The following is a 23,897-nucleotide window of genomic DNA, read 5'->3' as shown; positions in this document are numbered from 1 at the left end:
GCATTCATCCGAAATGCCTTGGACCACTTAAGGCCGTCGTATCGTGGCGACCCCCGGGAAGGTGTGTCATCCCGGCGAGCGCCTGACGACCTTGGGGTCAGGGGCGTTCGGTGGAAGCTTTCAGGGGAAGTACCCCCGTGCGCTTCTTCGCATTAATCCGAATGCCCGGGATACATTTAACCCCGTTGATTTAGTGGCTCTGTGAGAAAAATAGACACGAGGCGTGCCATAACTTCACGCGCGGTCAGTTGTGACATCAATTCGGTCGAGCGAGAAATCAATGTATTAGTTTCGCGTGCGTGCGAGTGCCGACAGAATCGACCCGTTGAAGTCGGTTTATAACGGGTCGCTTTATAAGGCCGGAGGTACGATTCACGTGCGAGCAATGAGTGGGCCGGCAGACTCCATCGAGATTCAGAACGTAGTCGCATCGACCGGGATCGGTCAGGAGCTCGACCTCGAAGCCCTCGCCGACGACCTCCCCGGTGCAGATTTCAACCCGGACAACTTCCCGGGCCTCGTCTATCGCACCCAGGACCCGAAAGCCGCTGCGCTCATCTTCCGGTCGGGGAAGATCGTGTGCACGGGCGCGAAAAGTATCGACGACGTGCACGACGCACTCGGGATTATCTTCGATAAGCTCCGTGAGCTGAAGATTCCCGTCGACGACGAGCCAGAGATAACTGTCCAGAACATCGTTTCCAGCGCGGACCTCGGACACAACCTGAACCTGAACGCGCTGGCCATCGGGCTCGGTCTCGAAGACGTCGAGTACGAGCCGGAGCAGTTCCCCGGCCTCGTCTACCGGATGGACGAGCCGAAAGTCGTTATCCTCCTCTTCGGTTCCGGGAAAATCGTCATCACCGGAGGAAAGCGGACGGACGACGCGGAAACCGCCGTCGAGGAAATCGTCGAGCGCATCGACGCGCTTGGACTGCTCGGCTAGGCGCTCCCGAACTATCCGATTTTTCGCGGTGCTAGGTGTCTGAACACCCATAAGTGTGAAATGGCGAACAGTGTAACAGAGGTACATGAGTGCGCGGGAGGACGTAGCGTTTCTCGTTGGGTCACAGAGTCGAGAGGCGATTCTCCGGGCGTTGGCGGTCGAACCACGTCGACCGACAGCGCTCGCGGAACACTGTGACTGCGCCCGAGAGACGGCACAGCGGACACTCGCAGGATTCTGTGACCGAGGATGGGCGAAAAAGAGATCCGACGGACTGTATCACCTTACGCCGGGCGGAACGATGGTCCACGAACGGTACGAGCGGTTCATAGAGACGGTCGAATGCGCCGACCGAATGAGCGAGTTCCTGGCGAACGCCGCAGACATATGTGAGAACGCCCCGCCCGGTGTCCTCGGTCAGATGAACATCACGACCGCCGCGGACAACGACCCGCACGCGCCGCTTAACAGGTACTTGACTATCGTCGGAAGCGAGCCAGTCGACCGCTTCCGCGGAGTCACGCCCATCGTGAGTCGTGTGTTCAACGAATCGGCCGAAGCGGTGCTGGGAGAAGATACTCGGATGGAACTCATCGTCGACCGCGGCGTCCTCGAGCGTTCGATGGACGCCTACCCGGACTCCTTCGAGCGTGCGCGGGACCTTGACCAGTTCGAACTTCGAGTCACCGAGGAGAACCTCGATTTCGGCCTGCTCGTGGTCGACGGCCACGGTCTCGTCTCCGCCTACGACGAACACAACAACCTGACGGCCCTCGTTGACGGCGACGCGTCGGAAGTCGTTTCGTGGGTCGAAAACCTGTACGAGTCGGTCCGCTCGAAATCAGTGCCGATTGACCGCCTCGAACCGTGAGTCGGCGCCGACAACCGGCGTGACCGGGTCGGTCACGCGTGAATATTCCAATCACATGATGATGCAATAAACTATAAGAGGCCACTCTACGGAGGTACGCTTGCGGTGGTACGGCGTTCCCGCTAGCCGGTTCGGCCCTCACACGCCCCGGTCGAGAGTTCGATTCTCCAATCAGGAGTCCGTGTTCTCGATGAGGACGTCCCTCACCACGTCCGGATCCTCGAGCAGTTGGTGCTTGGTGTAGCTTCCCTCCGCGCTCCCGCCGCTGTGTTTCGACTGCTCGATGATGTCGAGAAAGGCGTGTTCTTTCAGGAGGTCTCGAACCCGCCGCAGCGACAGGCTATCGGAGCCCTGCTGTCGGCAGATGTTCTCGTAGACCTCGTAGACGCGGCTCGTTCGGAAGCCGTCTTGTTTTTCGTTCGAAAGCGAGAGGATGGCGAGCGCCTGCAACACGTAGCGAGAGTGAGGCGTCGACCCGCGAATCAGCTCGCGGAAGCGGTCGGTCTCCGCGCGCTGGCGCGCCTGCGTGACGAAGTTCTCCTTGACGGTACTCGCCCCCATGGACTGTGCGATTTCTCCCGCGTACCGCAGGATGTCGATTGCTTTCCGGGCGTCCCCGTGTTCGCGGGCGGCGAGCGCCGCGGCTCGCGGAATCGTCGATGGGTCCAACACGCCGTCGCGGAAGGCGTCGCTCCGGGCGTCCATGATGTCGCGAAGCTGGTTCGCGTCGTACGGTGGAAAGACGAACTCGCGCTCGCAGAGGCTTGATTTCACCCGCTCGTCCATCCGGTCTTTGTACTGAATCTTGTTGCTGATACCGATGACGCCGAGCTTACAGCCGGCAATCTTCCCCGCCTCACCGGCTCGCGAGAGCTGCATGAGGATGTCGTCGTCGCTCAGTTTGTCGATTTCGTCGAGGATGATGAGAACCACGTCGTACAGCGAGTCGAGGATGCGCCACAGGCGTTTGTAGTACGTCGACGTCGAAAGTCCCTTATCGGGGACTTTTATCCCGGTAATCGAGGTGTCGTTGACACTGTCGGCGATGGTCTGGACGGCCTGCGTCTCGGTCGTGTCCTGCGCGCAGTCCACGTAGGCGAACGTCGCTTTCACGCCCTCCTCTTCGGCCGTCTCGACGAGGCGCTGGGAGACGTACTTCGCACAGAGCGACTTCCCCGTCCCAGTTTTCCCGTAGATGAGGACGTTGCTCGGGCTCTGTCCGAAGATGGCGGGGTTCACCGCGGTCGCGAGATCCGAAATCTCGTCGTCGCGACCGACGATGCGACCCTCGCCCGGGAGGTGGTTAATCTCCAACAACTCCTTGTTGGCGAAGATGGGGTCCTCCCGGGTGAAGAGGTCGTCGCTGGCGTTAGGCATGTTCGCAACACACCACGTTTCCGGTGAAAGGACTTACCATTCGACTCAGCACACACACACACCACGTTTCCGGTGAACGCCCACGAACCCCGGTTTCCCGTCCACACGAAACGGAGGTATTGATTCACCGGAAACACGGTGTGGGGGAGTCTACCTGACCCCACGAGGCCGGCTACTCTCACTTCGCGTCCCACCTGAGGACGGAGAACGCGCACGAAGCTGACGAGTTACGTCGGCACCGACGCCGTGTGTGCGCTGTTGCTGGAAGCGGTCTGTGACGAGAGTCGACTGTAAAGTCCCGTCTCGCCACGAATCGCTCAGATTCACCGGAGTTCGCGAAACCTCGTAGGACCCTCCAGAACGGACCGAAATCACGGACTGTCCTGACTCGCAAACTCCGAAAAACACACGTCTAAGACGAGCGGTTCGATTCGAACAGTACTCGAGTCACGAGTACTTCTTTACTTCACGAGTGTATCAATGGTCGTTAACACGAATATACTATTTAATCATTGCTACTCGAACTACACAGGACCCCCGACGCGAGTCGAGTGAGTGCTGGACCGCACCTGATGGACTCGCCTGGCTGACTCACCGGAAACGTGGTGTCTCATCTCAGTCTCCCGTAGTGTCCCTATACCCCAGATAGAACTCTCATTGCAGGTGTTTTCACCGGAAACACGGTGTGTTCAATATAAGTGGTTCGATTCGGGTGCCCCCGAAAATGAGGGGGAAGATACGAACGCGCACACCCGTGTTTCCATGCGTTTGCCGCTGCCAGGCGCGTGGTTCGGTTCACCGGAAACGTGGTGTGCGCGTGACCTCGCTCTGGTGACTCATCGGCTGTTCGACCGCTTTCCGACCCCCGCGGGACTCGCCTGCCCTGTATCGTATTTCACCGGAAACACGGTGTCTGTCAGCGTTGCTACGTTCTCCGCCGAACCGGACGAAGCTGACGACGGAGAGCTGGCGACGGAGAGCTGACCGGTGAGCGACCGACTGTCGTTTTCCGTCCTGACGGCTCGTGGTATCCCGGCTCTGTGACCGGGTTTTCCGGTTCTCTTTCCCCTCATTCACCGGAAACGTGGTGTCTCTGCCCGTCTCACCCGGTCTCGGGATTCACCGGAAGCGAGGTGTGGGGTGTCGCGAACACGATGTGGTGAGTCGTCGACGACGACCGACCGGACCCGGCCGAGCCGTCACCTGCCGACACCGACGTCTACACCGGTCTCGGACCGAACTTAGCTCTCACTCGTTCACCGGAAACGTGGTGTGCATGCGACTCTCGTGCATCCGTGCGTAGCTTCCCGGAACGGGTCTCGAAACGTTCTCCCCCGACGGACTGTGTCGTTCCCGTGGCGTCAATGCAATTACCCAGGGGGACGAATCGGTAACGTATGCGTGCGCTCAGTCGCTTGTGGGTGCGCCTCGGCGAGGTCGTGTTTAATCGCGACGACGACGGAGCGTGGTCTCTCGAACGCTCCCGTTCGACGGAGACGCGGTGGTCGCGCCCGGGGGAGCGAGTCGATTGCTTCCGGTTCGACGACGGCTACGTGACCACCGTCCACTACGAAGACCGAGAGGTCACGTGGCAGTTGACTCCCGGTCAGGTCCCGCTCGCGAGCGCGCTCGTGATGGCGAAGCTCTACCTCGAACACGAACTGACGCCGCAGACCGACCCGGAGGGACGGCCGTTCGTCGGTCTCGCTGAACGGGGACCGGTTCAGGTCTTCGAGGAGATTCCACCCGAGCCGGTCGAGTACGTCTATCTCGACGGCGTCCGGACGCTCGAAGAGTTCCCCGAGTTCCTCACCGTCGACGACGACTTTCGGGCCGTGTTCGACCGGATGGCTCCCGCGCGGTCGAGCACGTCCCGATAGTATCGCCTCCGTCCCGATAACGTCGTTTCAACGGGGGTCCGCTTCGACGAAGCCGAGTCGCTTCTGTCTTCTCGCACTCAGCTCGTTCGCTCCTCGCTTTCTCCTCGCTCTCCCTTCGTTCCTTCCGCCTCCGCTCCCCCTGAACCCTCGCGTGCAGCGAGTTCCCTCGCTCGCGTCACGGGCCCCGGTGTCGCAAGCCGTTTCCCCGTCGCGACCGTATTCGGCTTCGATGACTGCCGAGGACGAGGACCAAAGTCCTCCCGACGGAGACGGCGACATCGACGGGGCCGGCGCGTCCCGAGACGTGCTCGACCGATTGGCCGACGTAACCGAGGTATCCGACGTGCCCGACGCGTCCACCGTCGACGCGGACCAACCGAGCGAAATTGCCGACGGCGTCTCGCTCGCAGCGTTCTACGAAGCGCTCGAATCCGAGGGCCGGCCCGTGGTGACCGCCCAGCAGGTCGCTCGCCGCCTCGGCCTCTCGCAGGCGGACGCGATGGACGGACTCGACGCGCTCGCCGGTGCGGGGCGAGTCCAGCGGGTGAACGTCGAGACCGACCCGGTCGTCTGGTATCCGACCGAGTGGGGCGACCTCGCCTCGCGCGAGCGGGTTGTCCTCTTTCCGAAACGCCGCGAAATCGTCGTCGACAACCCGACCCAGTACACCCGGGCGCGACTCTCGCAGTTTGCGCACCTCGCGGACACCACCGGCGACCGCGAGGGACGCGGCCGCGGTTACCTCTACCGCATCCGGCAGGAAGACGTGTGGCAGGCACCCTTCGACGACGTCGACTCGCTCCTCTCGATGCTTCGGTCGGTCCTCCCTGAGCGGTCGTCGCACCTCGAAGCGTGGGTCGAAGACCAGTGGAAGCGCGCCCACCAGTTCCGCCTCTACTCTCACGAGGAGGGGTACACCGTCCTCGAAGCCGCCACCGAGAGCCTCATGGGCAACGTCGCGCTCCAGAAATTCGACGACGACCACGTCTACGCTCCCATCTCGGACACCGAGGCGTGGGTCAGAGACGAGGAAATCGCGGCCATAAAGCGCATCCTCTACGACGCGGGCTACCCCGTCGAGGACGACCGAGACCTCGAAGAGGGCGAGGAACTCGACGTTACGCTCGGCGTCGACCTCCGCGACTACCAGCGAGACTGGGTCGACCGATTCGTCGACCAGCGCGCCGGCGTCCTCGTCGGGCCGCCCGGCGCGGGGAAGACCATCGCCGGCATCGGCGCGCTCGCCGCGGTCGGTGGCGAGACGCTGATTCTCGTGCCGAGTCGCGAACTCGCCCGCCAGTGGCGCGAGGAACTCCGCTCGACGACGGACCTCGACGCCGACCAAATCGGCGAGTATCACGGCGGCGCGAAAGAGATTCGCCCGGTCACAATCGCCACCTACCAGACCGCCGGGATGGACCGCCATCGCTCGCTTTTCGACTCGCGGCGTTGGGGGCTCATCATCTACGACGAGGCCCACCACATCCCGAGTCGCGTCTTCCAGCGGAGCGCCGACCTCCAGTCCAAACACCGCCTCGGGCTGTCGGCGACGCCCATCCGCGAGGACGACAAGGAAGCAGAGATCTTCACGCTCATCGGCCCGCCTATCGGCACCGACTGGGGGAAGCTCTTCGACGCCGGCTACGTTCAGGAGCCCGAAGTCGAGATTCGCTACGTGGGTTGGGGCGACGACATAGCCAGAAACGAATGGGCCTCCAGCGACGGCCGCGAGCGGCACATGCTCGCCGCGATGAACCCCGGGAAGATATTCGAGATTCGTCGGCTCCGCGCCCGTCACGCCGACTCGAAGACGCTCGTTTTCGTCGACTACCTCGACCAGGGAGAGGCGATTGCCGAGGCGCTCGACGTGCCGTTCGTCAGCGGCGAGACCCGCCATCACCGCCGCGAGGCGTACTTCGAGGCGTTCCGCGACGGCGACCTCGACACGCTCGTCATCTCCCGCATCGGCGACGAGGGCATCGACCTCCCGAACGCCGGACTCGCAATCGTCGCCTCCGGCCTCGGCGGCTCTCGCCGGCAGGGCTCCCAGCGCGCCGGCCGAACCATGCGCCCGACGGGGAGCGCGCTCGTCTACGTGCTCGCCACCCGCGGCACGAGCGAAGAGGACTTCGCCCAGCGCCAGATGCAACACCTCGCCGGGAAGGGTATCCGCGTCCGGGAGACGAGCGCCGACGACCTCGACCCCGACTCGGACGGCGGTGACACCGACGCCGACACTGACACCGAAGACGACGAGTCGGACGGCGCTGAGTCGGCGTCTGCGGACGGCGCTGAGTCAGCGACGACCGACGAGTAATCACCCGTCGTCGGGCGCTTCGCCGCCCGGAATGAGAATTCTTAAGTCTACCCGTGGATTGAGATTCTCTTGACCGCTCTTAGCTCAGCCTGGCAGAGCAGCCGACTGTAGATCGGCTTGTCCCCCGTTCAAATCGGGGAGAGCGGACTGAACTTCAACACCCGCGAGCGTAGCGAGCGGTGTTGAATGTGAAGGACTCCTCGACCCGATTTGAGCAGCGAGCAACGCGGAGCGTTGCGAGTGAGTTCAAATCGGGGAGCGCGGACCGTCTTCTCTCGTACCGGCCGGTTCACACGGTCACTCCCGACCGCCCCACACCACCTTTTCGACCAGTTCGACCGTTAGCGGCCCGTCGACGCGAAGCTGACACGAGAGCCGCGGGTAGCCGAACCGTGCCGCGAGGTCGTCGTGCCAGTGGTCGGGCGTCGGCTCGCCCGAGCGAACCCGGACGCCGCACGTCGCACAGAGGCCGCGCCCGCCGCAGTTCACTCGCTTCGTGAGCCGCGCGTACGGTGAAATACCCGCGTCGAGCAACGCGTCGCGGAGGACAGTCCCGCGTTCGACTTCGAGGTCGGTGACGCGGTCGCCGTCGGTGTCGCGGACACGAACCGTGACAGTCGAGTCAGCCGGGTCGCACTCGGTTTGAACCCGGGGCTCGCGGTCGCTCATCGGTCGGTCGTTCGGGCCGACGCGACATGGGCGTACCCCTCGGACCGGCCCCTCGTCCAGTCGCCTCGCCCACCCCTCCCGCTCGCGGCTCTCCCGTCATCTATGTAGAATCCATACCCGAAGATATCAGTATTATAACGGCTTATGACGGGCGGATTCGTAGATGAGCGTGATGGTGTCCCTCGCGTCCGCGCCGGTGTTGGTGAACGTCCGCGTCGAGATGAACGACCACGAGACGATGACGGTCGAACTGCACGAGACGAACGAAACGCGCCACCTCGTGGCCTACGAGTCCGAGCGCATCCGCGACGCGCTCGCGTCGCTCTCCGAGGGCGCTCGCGTGCCCGTTGAGATGGTCCGCGCCGGCTCGCGCTCGAACGTCTGGAAGGCCGTCGCACTGCACGGCCGACAGACGCTCCCCGCCGACCAGTCGGCGCGCACGGCGAACTGAGTCGTCCGCGACCCCGTCTTTCGCCCGCCGCTCGTTCCCGCGTCGTCGGCTTATCGCACCGGCTTCACCGGAGGCAAACCGTCGGTGCTATACCCCTCGCCCGTGTCGCGCACCGCAATGAGCTTCGTCGCCGAGGTGGAAGTCCGGTTCCGCGACCACGACTCGTTCGGCCATGTGAACAACGCGGTCTACGCGACCTACTGCGAACAGGCCCGCGTGCGCTTCTTCGAGGAGGTGTTGGACACCCCGCTTTCCGACCCGCACATCGTCGTCGCGCACCTCGAACTCGACTACCGCGCGCCAATCGAGGGCGTCGGCACCGTCGAGGTGGAAGTCGAGGCCGGCGAGCCCGGCGGAAAGAGTTTCCCCATCTACTACACGCTCTCCTACGAGGGCGAGGTCGTCGCCACCGGCGAGACGGTTCAGGTCGCGATGGACGACGAGGGCCGCCCGACCCGCGTTCCCGACCAGTGGCGCGAGGCAATCGCCGACCAACCGTAGCGTCCGGCCGCCGCTCGCACCGCGTTGTCTCTTGGAGCGGCCTAGAACGACACCGGTTATTCGACCGACAGAGCCGAGACAGGAGAATTAAATACTCTCGTGATAATCCTCGGATATGCCTCGGGGAACACTAGAACGCGCACAGTCGGCGGACGCCGACGACGAGACCCCGCTGTCCCGAGCAGGCGAACGCGTCCTCCACATCGGACGCGACCGGCCGATTCGCATCAGCGCCGGCCATCGTCTCCTCCACCACGACGGCAAGTGTAGCCGCCCGCACGGGCACAACTACGAGATTTCGGTCCGCGTCGTCGGTGACCTGACCGACGAGGGCTGGGTCGTCGACAAGGGCGTCGTGACCGACGTCATCGACGAGTGGGACCACCGCTTTCTCGTCGAATCGGGCGACCCGCTGGTCGAGGCGTTCGAGCGCTCCGGCGACGCCGACGGAACGGTCGTCCTCGACGCGCCGCCGACGGCCGAGGTGATGGCCGTCGTGCTCGAAGAGAAACTGCTGGCGGCGCTCCCCGACACCGTCTCCGAGGTCTCGGTCTCGGTCAGCGAAACGTCGGAGCTCTGCGCCGGCTTCTGATGCCCGTCTCCGACACCGTCGCCCGCGACGACACCGACGCCGAGGGCGACCGCCTCCCGATAAACGAGCTGTTCGCGTCGCTTCAGGGCGAGGGCAAACTCGCCGGCGTCCCGAGCACGTTCGTCCGCACCAGCGGCTGTAACCTCCGCTGTTGGTTCTGCGACTCCTTTCACACCTCGTGGGAACCGACTCACGCGTGGCTGAGCCTCGACGAAATCGTCGCCGAGGTCGAGTCGCTGTCCCCCGAGCACGTCGTCGTCACCGGCGGCGAACCGCTCGTCCACGACGAGACCGACGCGCTCCTGTCGGCGCTCGACGACGACTACCACCTGACCGTCGAGACGAACGGGACGCTCGAAACCGACGCGCCGGTCGACCTCGCCAGTATCAGCCCCAAACTCGCGTCGTCGACGCCGACGCCCGACAACGTCCCGGACGACGTCGACCCCGGCGTCTGGACCGAGCGACACGAGAACGCCCGCGTCGACCTCGGCGCGCTCGCCTCGCTGGTCGAAGACGCGGCGGAGTTCCAACTGAAGTTCGTCGTCACCGGCCGCGACGACCTCGACGAAATCGAGTCGCTCGTCGACGACGTGCGCGGCGTCGCAGACCGCGAAATCCGCGACAGCGACGTGTTGCTCATGCCTGAGGGACAGACCCGCGAGCAGCTCGCCCGCACCCGGACCGAGGTCGCAGACCTCGCGGCGTCGTTCGGCTACCGCTACACGCCGCGACTCCACGTCGACCTCTGGAACGACGCGCCCGAGACCTGAACGCCCGCCGAACGAACCTCGAATCCCGCCGAACCCCGCCGAACGCCCGCTAAACGAACCCCAAACACACCCCGAACGTTCCACGATAACGATGACTACCGAACCCACGTCCGACGACAAACGCGCCGTCGTCCTCCTCTCCGGCGGCATGGACAGCGCGACGACCGCTTACGAGGCAACGCAACGCGGCTACGAACTCTACGCGCTCCACACCTCCTACGGCCAGAAGACGGAGTCGAAAGAGTACGACTGCGCCCGCGAACTCGCCGACGAACTCGACGCGCGGGACTTCCTCCACATCGAGACGAGCCACCTGAAGCAGATCGGCGCGTCGTCGCTCACCGACGACTCGATGGCCGTCGCCGACGCCGACGTGGACGCCGACGACATCCCGACCTCGTACGTCCCCTTCCGCAACGCCAACCTCCTGTCGATGGCCGTCTCGTACGCCGAGGCGAACGACTGCGACGCCGTCTTCGTCGGCGCACACTCCGAGGACTACTCGGGCTACCCCGACTGCCGGCCCGAGTTCTTCGACGCCTTCGAGGCCATGGTCGACGTCGGCACGAAACCCGACACGACCATCTCGCTCGAAGTCCCGTTCGTCCACGACTCGAAGACCGACATCGCCCGCCGGGGCCTCGAACTCGGCGTCCCCTTCGAGCACACGTGGTCCTGCTACCGCGCCGAGGAACCGGCCTGCGGCACCTGCGACTCCTGTGCGTTCCGCTTGCAGGCGTTCCAGAACCTCGGCGAGCGCGACCCGATTCCGTACGCCGAGCGCCCTGACTACGCGGACGGCGACGCCGACCCCGACGCGGCGTAGGCGGCGTAGCGTCGCCCCGCACGCTGACCACTCCGCGCTCCGTGCGCCGACGTGACGGAGAGAGTTCGCCCGCGTCCTCGAACCGGGCGGCGTCTTCGCCTTCGAGGACAACGTCGCGCCCGAAGACGCCGCCCTCGCCGCGTTCCTCGACGGCGTCGAAGTGCTCCGCGACCCGACTCACGTCGAACTCCACCCGGTTTCGCGGTGGCGCGAGTGGTTCGCGGCCGCGGGCCTGTCGGTCGAGACGGTCGAAACCGCGGCGATACGTCTCCAGTTCGACCCGTGGACCGAGCGGACGAACGTCTCGCCCGCCGACCGAGACGAACTCGAACGTCGGTTCCGCGAAGCGCCCGAGGAGGCGAAAGAACTGTTCGACGTGGAGTTCGACGGCGACTCCGTCGTCTCCTTTGCCAACCCGAAGGCGCTGGTTCGAGCGCGAACGGAGTAGGTGAGCAGAGTCGCCGCCTCGAATCCGCGACCCGCCGAGACCCACAAACGGTAAGCGGACCCCCCGCGACGTGGAGGTGTGTCAACGCCCGACTCCGACGCCCCCATCTCGCCGCTCGCGGGGCTCGGCATCGCGGTCCTCGCGGTCAGCACGAGCGCGATTCTCGTCCGCTGGAGCGCCGCGCCCAGCCTCGTGAAGGCGTTTTATCGGGTCCTGTTCACTGTTGCCCTTCTCGCGCCGGTCGCGCTCGTCCGCCACCGCGACGCGTTGGCGACCATTTCCGGGCGGGACCTGCTGGCGGCCGGGGGTGCGGGCGTCGCGCTCGCGGCCCACTTCGCGTCGTGGTTCGAGAGCCTCAACCACACGACGGTCGCCGCGAGCGTCACGCTCGTGCAGTCCCAACCGCTTTTCGTCGCCGTCGGCGCGTGGGCCGTCCTCGACGAGCGCGTGAGCCGCCGCACCGCAATCGGCATCGGCGTCGCGCTCGCGGGCATGGCGCTCATGTCCGTCTCCGACTTCCTCACCGCCGGCGGCGCACCGCGGCCGCTTCTCGGAAACGGACTGGCGGTCGTCGGGGCCGTGACGGCGGCCGCCTACGTCCTCACCGGCCGGAGCGTCCGCAGCAGGGTCGCCCTCGTCCCCTACGTGGTCGTCGTCTACTCGGTCTGCGCCGCCGCGCTCCTCGTCGTCGCGGTCGGCCGCGGCGACCCGCTGACGGGCTATCCGCCCCGCGAGTGGCTCCTGTTTCTCGGGATGGCCGTCGGCCCGGGCGTCTTCGGCCACACCGTCATCAACTGGGCGCTCGCCCACCTCGAATCGAGCGTCGTCTCCGTCTCCCTCCTCGGCGAACCCGTCGGCAGCACGATTCTCGCGCTCTTTCTCCTCGGTGAGATTCCCACGCTCCCGACCGTCCTCGGCGGGGCGGTCGTCCTCGGCGGCATCTACGTCAGCGCGTCCTGACCTGTCCCGGCCGATACGGGCGGTTCCGAACCCGGACACTCGTCCGAAGACGCGTCGGTTCGTCTCCCGCTCCGAACCCGTTATCGGCCCTGATAACCGCGTCACAACGCTCATTACGGTGAGCGGTCGCTACATCGTATGGACGACGGGCCGGGGGCGGACGTACGCGTTCTCCACGTCGATGACGAGCCCAGTCTGACGGACCTCGTGTCGATTTACCTCGAACGCGAGGCCGGCGACGTCGACCTGTCGGTCTCGACGTCGAACTCGGGGGCGGACGCCCTCGAACGACTCCGACAGGAACGGGTCGACTGCGTCGTGTCGGACTACGACATGCCCGACATCGACGGGCTGGAGTTCCTCCGCGCGGTCCGTTCGGAACACCCCGACCTCCCTTTCATCCTCTTTACCGGCAAAGGCTCCGAGGAGGTCGCCCGCGACGCCTTCCGCGTCGGCGCGACCGACTACATGCAGAAAGACACCGGCACGGACCAGTACACGGTCCTCGCCAACCGCGTCGTCAACGCCGTCTCGCAGTACCGCGCGAAGGCGGCCTCCGAGCGGTACGGCACCGCCATCGAGGTGCTCGACAGCGGCGTCTACTCGCTCGACTCGGCGGGGCGCTTTACCTCCGCCGACGGCGTCTTCTGCGAACTCACCGGCTACGACCGCGAGGCGATTATCGGCCGCGAGTTCGCTGACCTCGCCGCGGAGGCCGCCGACGAGATTCTGTCCGCCTTCGAGCGGGTCGTCTCCCCGAACGCTCCCGACACGGAGCGCTTCGAGACGGTGCTGTCGCCCGGCCCCGCGTACCCGCACGACGACGACCTCCTCTGTGAGGGCCACCTCGCGCTCCGTCCCACCGAAGACGACGAACCCGCCGTCATCGGGACGTTGCAGGACGTGACCGAGCGCCGACGCCGGCGGAACCGACTGCGCTACGAGACGCGGCTGAAAGACGCCGTGTTGGACACGTCAACGTCGCTGATGAGCGCCGAGACCGACGAAATCGGCACGAAAATCGAGTGGACGCTCCAGTCCGTCGGCGAGGTGGCCGACCTCGACCGCTGTTCGGTCTATCTCTACGACGACGAGACGACCGTCGCCGCCCGGATGCACGACTGGCGCGGCGGCGGCCGACGCGAGCACCCCGAGCGCGTTGCCCTCGAAGACGCCCGCTGGCTGCTCGAACGACTCCACCGATTCGAGAACGTCCGTCTCCATCGCGTCTCGGACCTCCCGCCCGAGGCGTCGGACACGAAGCGCGTGCTCACCGACGCCGAGACCGGCGGCTTCGTCGCCGTGCCGATGGTGTCGAAATGGGCGCTCGTCGGCTTCGTCGTCTTCGACGTGGTCGAGACGAGTCGCTCGTGGACTGACACCGAAGTCGACCTCCTTCGCTCTGTCGGCAACAACGTCACGCACACGCTGGCCCGCCAGCGACGCGAGCGCGAACTTCAGCGGCAGAACGACCGCCTCGAAGAGTTCGCGTCGGTCGTCTCACACGACCTGCGGAACCCCCTCAACGTCGCCAAGGGGTTCGTCGAACTCGCCCGCGAGGAAGACGACGTGACCTACCTCGACCGCGCGCTCGACGGCGTCACCCGAATGGACACGCTCCTCAACGACGTGCTCACGCTGGCCAGACAGGGCCGCAAAGTCGGTGAGACGCGCTCTGTCGCCATCGAGAACGTCGCCGAGCGGGCGTGGAAGGCGGTCGACACCGGCGACGACGCGGTGCTCGTCGTCGAGGACGGACTCGGGACCACGCAGGCCGACCAAGGCCGGTTCCAACAGGCGTTCGAGAACCTGTTTCGGAACGCGGTCGAGCACGGCGGCTCCTGCTGTGACTCCGGTGACGACGCGGCCGCGGACGACGCGCCCGCCGACGAGACGGCGTCCGCCGAGTCGCCGCCGACGGACGCGACCGACGAGCTGACCGTCCGCGTCGGTCCCACCGAGACCGGCTTCTACGTCGCCGACAACGGTCCCGGAATCCCGGCCGACGAGCGCGACACCGTCTTCGAACACGGTCACACCACGTCCGACTCCGGCACGGGCTTCGGGCTCTCAATCGTCGAGAGCATCATCGAGGCCCACGGCTGGGATATCGAGGCGACCGCCCCGGAGGCCGACCTCGGCGGCGCGCGCTTCGAGTTCGATATCGGCGGCGTCCGCTCCGAGGTCGAACCGCGGTTCTCGCTCAGCGACGACTGAGCCGTCGACGCTCCGACTCGACTCGATTCGACTCCCGCGCTACCGGTTACTGTTCTTCGAGCAGTCGCTTCGTCTCGGCGTGTCGCGCGCGGAACATCCCCTCGAAGCCGACGCCGCCGAAGACGCCCGCGAGGTCACCGAGGGGACCGAACGGCAGTTCGTACTCCACGCGGTCTTCGACTATCGTCTCGTCGCCGTCGGCGACGAACCGGTGGGTGTGGACCCACCGCGAGAAGGGGCCGCCGACCATGTCGTCGCGGAACCACGCCGTCGTCTCCCCGGCCTCGCGGTCGAGGATGCGCGAGGTCCATCGCTGGCGGGGACCGACCCCGAACGGTCGCATCGACATCTCGATTTCCGTCCCGGCGACGAGTTCGTCGGGGTCGTCGTCGCCGTCGGGGCCGCGGACCGACTCGATGTCGAGGCGCATCCACGCCGGGGTGAGCGCCTCCAGTCCGGACACGTCGGAGTGGAACTCCCAGACGCGTTCGAGCGGGGCGGCGATACGGGTTCGACGCTGGTAGACCGGCATACCCGACCGTTAGGCCGGAGACGGAAAAGCGGTGCTGGCGGAACGGGTCGAAAGAAGTCGTCGAAGCGCCGCCCGCGAGGTCGGGGTCGGGGACGGTGACGGGAACGGCAGTCGGCCGGTCGCGCCGCCTCAGAGCGTGAAGCGCGAGACGGTCGTGCCGGCTTTCGTCAGGTCCTCGTGGGTCGCGGCGGCGACGGTCACCTGGTTTTCGCCGTACTCGATGGCGACTTCGACCTCGAACGCCCCGTCTTCGGGCTCGACGAGTCGGGTCTCGCCGGGCGTCTTCACCGCGGCGACGGGAGCGTCGGTCTGCCCCGAGACGACGAGCTTGTCGCCCTTGAAGCGCGTGCTCACGCGGAGCGAGGGTCCGGTCGGGCGGTCGGACTCGACGTACCGCTCGCGGAGGAACGCGGGCGTCTCGACGGGTTCGCCCGCGTCGACGCCGTGGGCGAGGCGGACGTACTGGGCCATCGACCACGCCAGCGGCGTCGCGCTGCCGGTGCCCTCACCGAACTCCCAGTTGAAGTCGGTCGCGTGTTCGCGGTCCCAGACCTGCTCTGCGAGCATCCGGCCGGAGTTGGCGAAGGCGGCCATCGTCCGCAGTAGGTTGTCCGGTGCGAGGTCGCCGTCTTCGGTTCCCGCGAGCAGTTCGTACTCGCCGCGTTCGCCGGTGAAGATGGGCCACAGCCGGCCTTTCCCCTTGGCGTCGACGGACCACGGCGCGCCCTCTTCGTCGCGTTCGCGCTCGCCGTAGCCGTCGCCGTTGTACCGGTAGAACGCCGGGCCGTGCGGCGTGTCGACGCGGATGGTCTCGTCGACCTCTTTCAGCGAGTTGCGGATTATCTCGTCGTCGGCGGGCTTGATGCCGAGGCGGGTGAGTTCGAGGAAGCCGGCGTCGATGATTTCGCGCTCGTCGAGCGTCGGCCCGTTGTTCGCCAGCGTCCGCAGGTGTCCGGCGTCGGGTTCGCCGTCGCGGGTGATGCGGACGTAGTACGGCGTGTGCGTGTTGCGGTCGGTGCCGGTCCGCGTGGCGGTCCAGTCGTCGACGCGCTCGGCCCAGTCGTCGGCCAGCGCCAGCCAGACGAGCGCGTCCTCGGTGTGGCCCTCGTCGAGCGCGATGGCCGCCGCGCAGCCGAGACCAGCGATTTCGGCCGCGATGGACGACGGCGAGTAGCCGGCCTCCTCCTCCCAGCGCTCCTGTGCGGTCGGCGGCCCGTTCCGCGCGACGTAGTCCGCGGAGTACTTGACGTTCTCGTAGCCGTAGGCCACGTCGTCGAAGGTGACGCCGCGCTCGTGGAGCATGTACGCCATCACCTGCGGGAACGAGATGTTGTCCATCTGCTCGCCGCCCCAGCGGGTCCGCCCGTTGAGGTAGGTGTTCTGCGGGATGAAGCCGCGGTCGTCCTGCTGGTAGGTGTAGATGTACTCCAGCGCGTCGATGGCCGTCTCCACGTCGCCGACGGCCTCGAAGACGGTGAAGACCTGATAGAGGTCGCGCGACCAGACGAAGTTGTAGCCGTACCCCTTCGCCTCCTCGGCGGGGACGGCCTCGCCCCACGGCACCGACGGCGAGGCGAGCCCCGCGCCGAGGTAGGTTTTGTCCTCGACCGCCCGCAGGCTCATGAGCGCGGTCTTGTACTGCGCGGCGAGGTCGTCGTCGCCGGCGACGGAGCCGGGGAGTTCCTTGTCGGCGAGGAAGTCGGCCCACGAGTCGACGTACGCCGCCCGCGCCGTCTCGTAGCCGCGGGTGAGCGCGCCGGCCGCCTCGCCCAGCGCGGCGGCGGTGTCGGCGTGTTCCGCGAAGCCGAGCGCCAGCGTCTCACCGAGTTCGTCGCCCGTGCCGATGCGCCCGACGAGGACGACGTTCTCGTCGTCGATGCGCTCTTGGGCGCTCGGGAGTTCGCCCTTCGAGAAGAAGTCCGCGAGATACCGCGAGCCGGCGACGCCGACGGTCGCCCACTCGAATCGCCCGGCGGCGGTGAGCGCGATTGCGACGCTGTACTCCCTGCCGTCCTGGTCGATGAGGAGCGGTTCGTGGCCGTCGCCGGCGTCGAACGCGCCCGCGTCGCGGGCGACGAGGTGGTAGCTCCCGAGCTGGCCGAGGCGGATGCCGCGGTCTTTCGTCCCGGTGTTCGCCAGCGCCGTGTCGGCGATGGTGTACAGTTCGTACTCGTCGCCGTCGATGGACTCGAACTGCACGTCCGCGAGCATCGCGTCGTGTTCGGGGTCGAGGACGTACTCGACGGTGAGTTCCCACTCGTGGCCGCGGCCGTCGCCCGTCTCGGTGACGACGTGGCGGAAGACGAGCGCGTCGTCGTCGACGATTTCGGCCCGGCGCTCGACCGTGTCCGCGTGGTCGTCGCGGCGGGTCTCGTTGTGGGTCCGCGCCGTGTACTCGTCGTCCGGGTCGGCGTCGACGACGAGGAAGTCGAGCGTCCGGAGGTTCATCAGGTCGACCCGCGGGAAGCGGACCTCGGTCAGCGCGCCCTCGGTCAGGGTGAACCAGACGCGCGAGGGGTCCTCGGCGTAGTGGTCCGCGACGGTGCCGATGCCGTATTTCTCGCCGGTCGTCCACCGCGGCCGGTTCTCCGGGCCGGTCGGCGCGGGCTTCGGGGCCGGCAGCGCGTCGATATCTGCGAGGATGGCGGTCGTCTCCATGCGGATTGCGTGGGGCCACCCCAGCGGCGTCGCGCTGTCGAAGCGCCCGTCGTCGAACACCTGTTCCGCGAGGTAGCCCGCGTCGGTCGTGAAGGGGCCGTCGGGCTGGAGCAGTTCGTAGAGGTTCGTCGCACGCTCGACGAAGCGGCGGCCGTCCTTGCCGAGGCGGTCACAGAGGACGCCGAACTTCGCGGCGGCGTTCGCGCCCCACGCGGTCGAGACGGACCACACTTTCTCGCCGTCCTGCCCCTCGGCGCGCCAGTAGTCGTCTTCGAACCGGACCAACCCGGCCACGCCGCCGCGGGGATTTCGGTAGAGCCCCTTCAGCGTCGCGGCCATGTGCTTGACGAGCCGATTGGCGGTCTGCGAGTCGACGTCTTCGATGTCGGCGTAGGCGTCGACGGCGTCGACGAGGGCGAACGTGGCCGAATCGAGGCGGTCGTCGAGGCCGCCGTTTCCGTCGATGCGGAGGGCGTAGACCTCGCGTTCCTCGGACCAGAGTTCGTCGAGCCCCTCGTACACCGCGGTCGCCTGCTCGGCGGCGTGCTCGCGGAGGTCGTCGTTCACGGGCGCGGCGGCGACCGTGGCGTACGCCTGAAGGAACGTCGCGGCCGTGTGCGTGAACCGGCCGCTCATGTTCTCCCACGCGTTCTGACAGGGTTTCGGGAGTCCGTCGGATTCGAGGCTGCTGTCGAGTCCCGAGACCCCCGCCGCGACGGTCGAGCGGAGCCGCCCGACGAGTTCGTCGTCGAGTTCGTCGCGGCGCTCGGCGAGGAGCGACGCGAGCGCGGCGACGACGCTCGCGGTCTGGTCGGCCTGGTACTCCTCGTCGCCGGTGCCCTCGACGCGGCCGTGTGCCCAGCCGGGGGCGACGCTCCCGTCGACGGCCCAGACCCGGTGGGGCCACGTGCCGTCTTCGAGTTGGGTTTGACAGTAGAACTCGGCGCTCGTCGCGAGGCGGTCTCCGAGGTCGAGACCGAAGGCGTCGTCGGCGTGCGCGAGCGCCTGTGTGACCTCGGCGTCGTCGCGGAACCACGTGTAGCCGTAGCCGCCGGAGTGGGCGTAGAACGGGTCGAACTCGGGGCCGGCGATGCGCGCGCCGCTGGGGGCGGTCAGGAGCGACAGCGCCCGGAGGTCGGCGCGGACGATTCGCTCGCGGGGCGTCCCGTCGGGGACGAACACCTCGGCCTGCTCGCGGGCGGCATCGCGGAGCGCGTCGGCGGTGGCGTGCTGGACGGAACAGTGTCGGAGGTCGGCGAGGGCGTCGGTCCGCGCCATCTCGTTGTGGTCCGAAAGCTGGGTGACGAGGGTGGTCCGCGCGGCGCGGCCCTCCTGTTCGAGCGGGGCGCTGACGACCACGTCGCCCGAGAGATGGGTGTCCTCGTAGCGGTCGAGGACGGCCTCCCGCGGGAAGTCGAAGGTGTCGTCGGAGAGAATCTCGTCGAATCGCTCGGGAATCTGGCCGCGAACGTCGGTGAGGCCGGTCGACGCGGTGACGTAGTCGTGTTCGTTTCGATGGAACACCTCGACCGCTTGGGTGTCGTTCGGGCCGCCGGCCTCGTGGATGAGCCGGCCGACTCGCGTCTCTCGCCCCTCGGGTGCGAAGGTGAGGAAGGCGGTCAGGTGGGCGTCGGTGGGAATCGCACCGCGGAGTTCGACGTGCGTCACGTGGGCGCGACCGAGCGTCAGGTCGTACTGGTGGACGGTGTACTCCCCGGCGTCGTACTCGGTCTCGACGAGGCTCGTCTCCCGGTAGTAGTGCTGCCGCACGGACTCCAACTCGTCGAACCAGTGCGTCTCGCCGTCCGTCTCGATGCCGAACCGAGAGCGGTCGATACCGTAGAGACCCGAAAGCGGAGCGGAATAATCCCGGAGAGAGCCGTCGAGTCCGACGTAGACGAGTCGGTCCCCGTGACCCGAAAACGCGCCGTCCGAGGTCCGACACTCCTCTGGGAAGCGCCCGCCCCGGTCGCGTTTGTATTCGTTTAACGCGGTCCGAAGTCGCATAGAGGTAGACGAGGGTCCCGAACCATAAGTATTGGCCGCCCGTTTGCCATCGGTTATGCCTGTGAACCGACGAATTCGGGAGACGCCGAGGCGACTCGGTAGAACCCGTCTCTCACCGGAACGCCGGTCCCACCAGGGGTAAACTCAAAGTCACCCGGCACGTTGATTGTGAGTATGCAACACCCAGGACCGCCGCAGTTCATGGCTGTCGGCGAGTCAGTACAACTCGCGCCTCGCGACCCGGACCCCGACGCCGACTACTCGTGGCGGGTTCGGAGCGCGCCGGTCGCCAGTAGCCTCGAACTCGACGAAGACACGGCAGTCGTGCAGTTCACGCCCGACGCGGCCGGCCAGTACGTGGTCGAACTCGACGCGCCCGACGTGACGTACACGCTCACCGTCCGCGTCTTCCCCGGTTCCTACCTGCCCGCCGGCTCCGCCAGAAGCGGCGCGAGCGGAATGAGCGGAATGAGCGGGTACAGCGGACAGAGCGGCTCAGCGCGCCCGACGGGATTCAGCGGCGGCGCGTCCGGCTCCGGGAGCGCCATCGGGGACGCCGACCGGGGACGGGGGGGTCGCCCGCGCATCAGGCTCGACGCGACCGTCGAAGACGGCGTGGTCGTCGTCCGCGCCGACCCGCAACCGAACCCCGACAGCGACACCGACCGCGACGACCTCGTCGTCGAGTTCGTCGTCGACGACCGCGACGAGGTCGACGACGCGGCCGTCGAGACCGACGGCTGGGAACTCCGCGTCCCGCTTTCGGCGGTCGGCGACCGACTCCGCGTCCACGCGGTCGCCCTCGACGAGACGTACAGCGTCCCCGACGCGGTGACCGTCGAGCGCGAGGCCGTTGCCGACGGCGGATTCGCCGAGGCGGAGACAGAAGCGGTCCAGACCGACGTGACGAGCCACGCCGACGGCTCCGGCGCGGGGAGCGCGTCAGTCTCCCGCCCCAACGACCCGCCGCAGTGGTCTCGGGAGGTGACGCTCTACGAGATTTACGTCCGCGGCTACGCCTCGGACGACGAGGACGCCGACAACACCTTCGAGGCGCTCGAAAAACGCCTCGACTACCTCGAATCGCTCGGCATCGACTGCCTGTGGCTCACGCCCGTCCTCCAGAACGACCACGCGCCCCACGGCTACAACATCGTGGACTTCTACTCCATCGCGGAGGACCTCGGCACCCGCGAGGACTACGAGCGGTTCGTCGAGGCCGCCCACGACCGCGGCATGAAGGTGCTTTTCGACCTCGTGCTCAACCACTCCGCGCGGGACCACCCCTTCTTCGAGGACGCCTACAAGAACCCCGACTCCGAGTACTACGACTGGTACGAGTGGCGCGAAGACGGCGAGCCGGGAACGTACTTCGACTGGGAGTACATCGCCAACTTCGACCACCGGAACCTCGACGTCCGGCGCTACCTGCTCGACGCGGTGGACATGTGGGCCGAGGTGGTCGACGGCTTTCGCTGCGACATGGCGTGGGCCGTCCCCGACACGTTCTGGCAGGAGATTCGGGACCGCGTGAAGGCGAAGGACCCCGAGTTCCTGCTTTTGGACGAGACCATCCCCTACATCGCCGACTTCCACGAGGGCATGTTCGACATGCACTTCGACACGACGCTGTACTTCACGCTCCGGCAGGTCGGCCGCGGCGACGAGCCCGCAGAACGCATCCTCGACGCCATCGAACAGCGAACGCAGGTCGGCTTCCCCGACCACGCGGCGTTCATGCTCTACCTCGAAAACCACGACGAGACGCGCTACATCGTCGAGTGCGGCGAGGACGAGGCGCTGGCCGCCGCGGGCGCGCTGTTTACGCTCCCCGGCGTGCCGATGGTCTACGGCGGCCAGGAAATCGGCCAGCGCGGCCGCCGCGACGCCCTCGCGTGGGACCACGCCCGCGACGACATCCGCGAGCACTACGAGCGACTCATCGAGGTCCGCGACGAGACGCCCGCGCTCCGGTACGACGGGACGTTCCGCCGCATCGACTACGAGACCGACACCGACCGCGCCATCGCCTTCGTCCGCGACCACGACGACGGCTCGTACCTCTGTGCGCTCAACTTCGCGCCCGGCGCGACCACGGTCGATGTCGGTGACCTCGCGGTCGACGCGACCGATGTCGTCTCCGGCGACTCGGTCGCCGCCGAGGGCGGTATCCGCGTCGACGACGTGGTCGTCTGCCCGCTCGCCTGACGCCCGCTCGCTGACGGACCGCCCCAGTCGGAGCGGCCCTCACCACCAGATTCATACGCTCCGAACACTTTTGGACGCATGTCCACCTCGTAACGGGGTGTATTATCGGGTAATATCGATAATATTCTCCTTATCTAGTTCATTTCTCTAAACATTCGGTAGGTGTTTATGGCTCATTGTGGGCAGCACTTTTCTATGATTGCTCTGTGCGTTTCGCTACATGATGTCCAAACCATTGCAAGGAAATGGTGGAAATGTACACGATTGTGTAGGTTCTTCGGGGGGTAGCGTATGGGACTCGTAAAGATGACCAAGTGGCGGACGCTGCTTCTCGCCACCATCGGGTTCAACTTCTCGTTTCTCATCTGGTTCTCGTTCGCGCCCTTCACGGGGCCGATGGCGGAGGAGTTCGGCCTCTCGCTGGCCGAAATCGGAATCCTCGCGAGCGCGGCAATCTGGCTCGCGCCCTTCGGCCGCATCCTCACCGGCTGGCTCTCGGATAAATTCGGTGCGCCGGTGGTGTTCGCCATCGTCCTCGGCTACGTCGGGGTGTTCTCGATGGCGAGCGCCTTCGCGGAGAGCTATACCGTGTTCTTCGTCGAGCGCCTCATCGTCGCCACGGCGGGCATCACGTTCGTCATCGGCATCCAGCACGTCTCTGAGTGGTTCGAAGAGGAGAACCTCGGCATGGCCGAGGGCATCTACGCCGGCATCGGGAACGCCGGGGCCGCCGGCGGCGCGCTCATCCTGCCCCGCGTGTTCGGGGCCGACTGGAGCGGCCCCCTGTTCCAGAGCAACTGGCGCGCGGCGTTCTTCTACACCGGCGTCGTCTCGATTCTGCTCGCAATCGCCTACTACGTCCTCGGCGAGGCGGCGTCGAGCAAGGAGCGCCGGCAGGCGACCGCCGACAACGCGACGCTCAAGCAGTGGGTCCACACCGCGACCCGGTACGGGACCGTCGCGCTCGCGCTCGCCTACGTCATGAGCTTCGGCCTCGAACTCTCGATGAACGGCTGGCTCGCCACCTACTACCGCGAGGCGTTCAACACGGACAACCTCGTTCTCGCGAGCACATTCGCGGCCACGTTCTCCATCGCGGCCGGCCTGCTCCGGCCCATCGGCGGCTACGTCAGCGACGTGCTGGCGCGCAAGGAGATGGACATTCTGCCCGTGTTCGAGGGTCGCTACCGCGAACAGTGGACGTTCGTGGCGCTCTCGTTCATCGTCGTCTCCATGCTCGTGATGACGCTCGCCGGCCTCTCGGGGACCGTCCTCGTCGCGGTGGCCGCCGGCTTCATGGTCGGCATGGCCTGCGCGTTCGCTGAGGGCGCTATCTTCGCGCAGGTTCCCGCGATGTTCCCCAACAGTTCCGGGGCCGTCGCGGGCGTCGTCGGCGGCGTCGGCACCATCGGCGGCATCACCTACCCGCTCGTCTACTCGTCGGTGCTCCTGCCGAACCTGCACGTCGGCTACGCGCTCGTCGCGGCGACGATGGTTCCCATCGTCCTCCTGAACGCGTGGGTGTACCGCCCGCACATCGCGAAGCGCGCGACCGTCGACGGCTTCCTCGGCTCGTCGGGCTCGACCGGCCCGGCCGACGACTGAGCCGCCGACCGCGACTGCGACGTTTCATTTTTTTCGCCCGCCCGACTGCCCGCGAGCCG

The 23,897-nt window shown here is 66.6% G+C and carries 17 protein-coding genes, 1 tRNA gene and 1 pseudogene; 15 read left to right on the top strand and 4 right to left on the bottom strand.

The window, feature by feature from the left end; all coding sequences use genetic code 11:
* Positions 1 to 385 precede the first annotated feature (385 nt).
* Together DVK03_RS08555 and DVK03_RS08550 are read left to right on the top strand one after the other, a co-directional pair.
* Entirely contained in the window at positions 386 to 946 is a 561-nt protein-coding gene (locus DVK03_RS08555; RefSeq protein WP_004041616.1) for a TATA-box-binding protein, read from the top strand.
* A gap of 301 nt (positions 947 to 1,247) precedes the next feature.
* Entirely contained in the window at positions 1,248 to 1,817 is a 570-nt protein-coding gene (locus DVK03_RS08550; RefSeq protein WP_115802704.1) for a hypothetical protein, read from the top strand.
* A 171-nt stretch (positions 1,818 to 1,988) separates the two neighbouring features.
* On the opposite strand, the gene DVK03_RS08545 is transcribed toward DVK03_RS08550, so the two are convergent.
* Positions 1,989 to 3,194: a Cdc6/Cdc18 family protein gene (locus DVK03_RS08545; RefSeq protein WP_004063115.1), complete on the bottom strand. Its 1,206-nt coding sequence runs from the start codon at positions 3,192 to 3,194 to the stop codon at positions 1,989 to 1,991.
* Between the two features lie 1,397 nt (positions 3,195 to 4,591).
* Here DVK03_RS08545 and DVK03_RS08540 point away from each other — a divergent pair.
* From DVK03_RS08540 to DVK03_RS08530, 3 genes are all read left to right on the top strand, one after another.
* The gene (locus DVK03_RS08540) at positions 4,592 to 5,074 is read left to right on the top strand and encodes a hypothetical protein (protein ID WP_004041613.1); all 483 of its coding nucleotides are present in this window, start codon (positions 4,592 to 4,594) and stop codon (positions 5,072 to 5,074) included.
* 229 nt (positions 5,075 to 5,303) lie between these two features.
* Positions 5,304 to 7,391, top strand: coding sequence for a DEAD/DEAH box helicase (locus DVK03_RS08535; RefSeq protein ID WP_115802703.1), 2,088 nt, complete (start codon positions 5,304 to 5,306; stop codon positions 7,389 to 7,391).
* A 73-nt stretch (positions 7,392 to 7,464) separates the two neighbouring features.
* Positions 7,465 to 7,538 (top strand) — tRNA-Tyr (locus DVK03_RS08530).
* Between the two features lie 150 nt (positions 7,539 to 7,688).
* On the opposite strand, the gene DVK03_RS08525 is transcribed toward DVK03_RS08530, so the two are convergent.
* Entirely contained in the window at positions 7,689 to 8,060 is a 372-nt protein-coding gene (locus tag DVK03_RS08525) for a 2Fe-2S iron-sulfur cluster-binding protein (RefSeq protein WP_115802702.1), read from the bottom strand.
* A gap of 172 nt (positions 8,061 to 8,232) precedes the next feature.
* On the opposite strand from DVK03_RS08525, the gene DVK03_RS08520 reads away from it, so the two are divergent.
* The 8 genes and pseudogenes from DVK03_RS08520 (at position 8,233) to DVK03_RS08485 (ending at position 14,828) form a co-directional block, all read left to right on the top strand.
* Positions 8,233 to 8,511 (top strand): hypothetical protein, encoded by a 279-nt coding sequence (locus tag DVK03_RS08520; RefSeq protein WP_008605666.1) that lies wholly within the window; start codon positions 8,233 to 8,235, stop codon positions 8,509 to 8,511.
* A 117-nt stretch (positions 8,512 to 8,628) separates the two neighbouring features.
* Positions 8,629 to 9,012, top strand: coding sequence for a thioesterase family protein (locus tag DVK03_RS08515; RefSeq protein WP_004063118.1), 384 nt, complete (start codon positions 8,629 to 8,631; stop codon positions 9,010 to 9,012).
* 115 nt (positions 9,013 to 9,127) lie between these two features.
* Positions 9,128 to 9,604, top strand: coding sequence for a 6-pyruvoyl tetrahydropterin synthase family protein (locus tag DVK03_RS08510; protein ID WP_004041608.1), 477 nt, complete (start codon positions 9,128 to 9,130; stop codon positions 9,602 to 9,604).
* Entirely contained in the window at positions 9,604 to 10,377 is a 774-nt protein-coding gene (locus DVK03_RS08505) for a 7-carboxy-7-deazaguanine synthase QueE (RefSeq protein WP_115802701.1), read from the top strand. The genes DVK03_RS08510 and DVK03_RS08505 overlap by 1 nt, the downstream gene beginning before the upstream one ends.
* Before the next feature lie 91 nt (positions 10,378 to 10,468).
* Complete coding sequence (queC, locus tag DVK03_RS08500) at positions 10,469 to 11,203, top strand: 7-cyano-7-deazaguanine synthase QueC (RefSeq protein ID WP_004063120.1); 735 nt, start codon at positions 10,469 to 10,471, stop codon at positions 11,201 to 11,203.
* A 61-nt stretch (positions 11,204 to 11,264) separates the two neighbouring features.
* Positions 11,265 to 11,651 (top strand): annotated as a pseudogene (locus DVK03_RS08495) (SAM-dependent methyltransferase); the annotation flags it as partial.
* Between the two features lie 78 nt (positions 11,652 to 11,729).
* The gene (locus DVK03_RS08490; RefSeq protein WP_115802700.1) at positions 11,730 to 12,611 is read left to right on the top strand and encodes a DMT family transporter; all 882 of its coding nucleotides are present in this window, start codon (positions 11,730 to 11,732) and stop codon (positions 12,609 to 12,611) included.
* Positions 12,612 to 12,749: 138 nt separating this feature from the next.
* Positions 12,750 to 14,828 (top strand): response regulator, encoded by a 2,079-nt coding sequence (locus tag DVK03_RS08485; RefSeq protein WP_115802699.1) that lies wholly within the window; start codon positions 12,750 to 12,752, stop codon positions 14,826 to 14,828.
* Positions 14,829 to 14,874: 46 nt separating this feature from the next.
* Here DVK03_RS08485 and DVK03_RS08480 read toward each other — a convergent pair whose 3' ends face one another.
* Both DVK03_RS08480 and DVK03_RS08475 read right to left on the bottom strand, forming a co-directional pair.
* Positions 14,875 to 15,360, bottom strand: a complete 486-nt coding sequence (locus DVK03_RS08480; protein ID WP_004041602.1) for an SRPBCC family protein — start codon at positions 15,358 to 15,360, stop codon at positions 14,875 to 14,877.
* Positions 15,361 to 15,489: 129 nt separating this feature from the next.
* On the bottom strand, positions 15,490 to 20,025 hold the full coding sequence (locus tag DVK03_RS08475; RefSeq protein WP_115802698.1) for a glycoside hydrolase family 15 protein: 4,536 nt from the start codon (positions 20,023 to 20,025) through the stop codon (positions 15,490 to 15,492).
* 174 nt (positions 20,026 to 20,199) lie between these two features.
* Here DVK03_RS08475 and malA point away from each other — a divergent pair, with 174 nt between their 5' ends.
* Both malA and DVK03_RS08465 read left to right on the top strand, forming a co-directional pair.
* Positions 20,200 to 22,233, top strand: coding sequence for an alpha-amylase MalA (gene malA, locus DVK03_RS08470; RefSeq protein ID WP_275879505.1), 2,034 nt, complete (start codon positions 20,200 to 20,202; stop codon positions 22,231 to 22,233).
* A gap of 306 nt (positions 22,234 to 22,539) precedes the next feature.
* Positions 22,540 to 23,838 carry an MFS transporter gene (locus DVK03_RS08465; protein WP_188148667.1) on the top strand — a complete coding sequence of 433 codons (1,299 nt, stop codon included), beginning with the start codon at positions 22,540 to 22,542 and terminating at the stop codon, positions 23,836 to 23,838.
* The last annotated feature ends 59 nt before the right edge of the window (positions 23,839 to 23,897 follow it).

The sequence above is a fragment of the Haloferax sp. Atlit-109R genome, from assembly GCF_003665865.1.
Classification (GTDB): domain Archaea; phylum Halobacteriota; class Halobacteria; order Halobacteriales; family Haloferacaceae; genus Haloferax; species Haloferax volcanii.
The sequence above is the reverse complement of the archived record's forward strand: the minus strand, read 5'-3'. Positions and strand labels throughout refer to the sequence as shown.

What these genes read in the sequence shown, in the direction of transcription:
- DVK03_RS08555 (WP_004041616.1), top strand. Translation starts at nt 386, where the DNA reads ATGAGTGGGCCGGCAGACTCCATCGAGATTCAGAACGTAGTCGCATCG.
- DVK03_RS08550 (WP_115802704.1), top strand. Translation starts at nt 1,248, where the DNA reads ATGGTCCACGAACGGTACGAGCGGTTCATAGAGACGGTCGAATGCGCC.
- DVK03_RS08545 (WP_004063115.1), bottom strand. Translation starts at nt 3,194, where the DNA reads ATGCCTAACGCCAGCGACGACCTCTTCACCCGGGAGGACCCCATCTTC.
- DVK03_RS08540 (WP_004041613.1), top strand. Translation starts at nt 4,592, where the DNA reads ATGCGTGCGCTCAGTCGCTTGTGGGTGCGCCTCGGCGAGGTCGTGTTT.
- DVK03_RS08535 (WP_115802703.1), top strand. Translation starts at nt 5,304, where the DNA reads ATGACTGCCGAGGACGAGGACCAAAGTCCTCCCGACGGAGACGGCGAC.
- DVK03_RS08525 (WP_115802702.1), bottom strand. Translation starts at nt 8,060, where the DNA reads ATGAGCGACCGCGAGCCCCGGGTTCAAACCGAGTGCGACCCGGCTGAC.
- DVK03_RS08520 (WP_008605666.1), top strand. Translation starts at nt 8,233, where the DNA reads ATGGTGTCCCTCGCGTCCGCGCCGGTGTTGGTGAACGTCCGCGTCGAG.
- DVK03_RS08515 (WP_004063118.1), top strand. Translation starts at nt 8,629, where the DNA reads ATGAGCTTCGTCGCCGAGGTGGAAGTCCGGTTCCGCGACCACGACTCG.
- DVK03_RS08510 (WP_004041608.1), top strand. Translation starts at nt 9,128, where the DNA reads ATGCCTCGGGGAACACTAGAACGCGCACAGTCGGCGGACGCCGACGAC.
- DVK03_RS08505 (WP_115802701.1), top strand. Translation starts at nt 9,604, where the DNA reads ATGCCCGTCTCCGACACCGTCGCCCGCGACGACACCGACGCCGAGGGC.
- queC (WP_004063120.1), top strand. Translation starts at nt 10,469, where the DNA reads ATGACTACCGAACCCACGTCCGACGACAAACGCGCCGTCGTCCTCCTC.
- DVK03_RS08485 (WP_115802699.1), top strand. Translation starts at nt 12,750, where the DNA reads ATGGACGACGGGCCGGGGGCGGACGTACGCGTTCTCCACGTCGATGAC.
- DVK03_RS08480 (WP_004041602.1), bottom strand. Translation starts at nt 15,360, where the DNA reads ATGCCGGTCTACCAGCGTCGAACCCGTATCGCCGCCCCGCTCGAACGC.
- DVK03_RS08475 (WP_115802698.1), bottom strand. Translation starts at nt 20,025, where the DNA reads ATGCGACTTCGGACCGCGTTAAACGAATACAAACGCGACCGGGGCGGG.
- malA (WP_275879505.1), top strand. Translation starts at nt 20,200, where the DNA reads ATGCAACACCCAGGACCGCCGCAGTTCATGGCTGTCGGCGAGTCAGTA.
- DVK03_RS08465 (WP_188148667.1), top strand. Translation starts at nt 22,540, where the DNA reads ATGACCAAGTGGCGGACGCTGCTTCTCGCCACCATCGGGTTCAACTTC.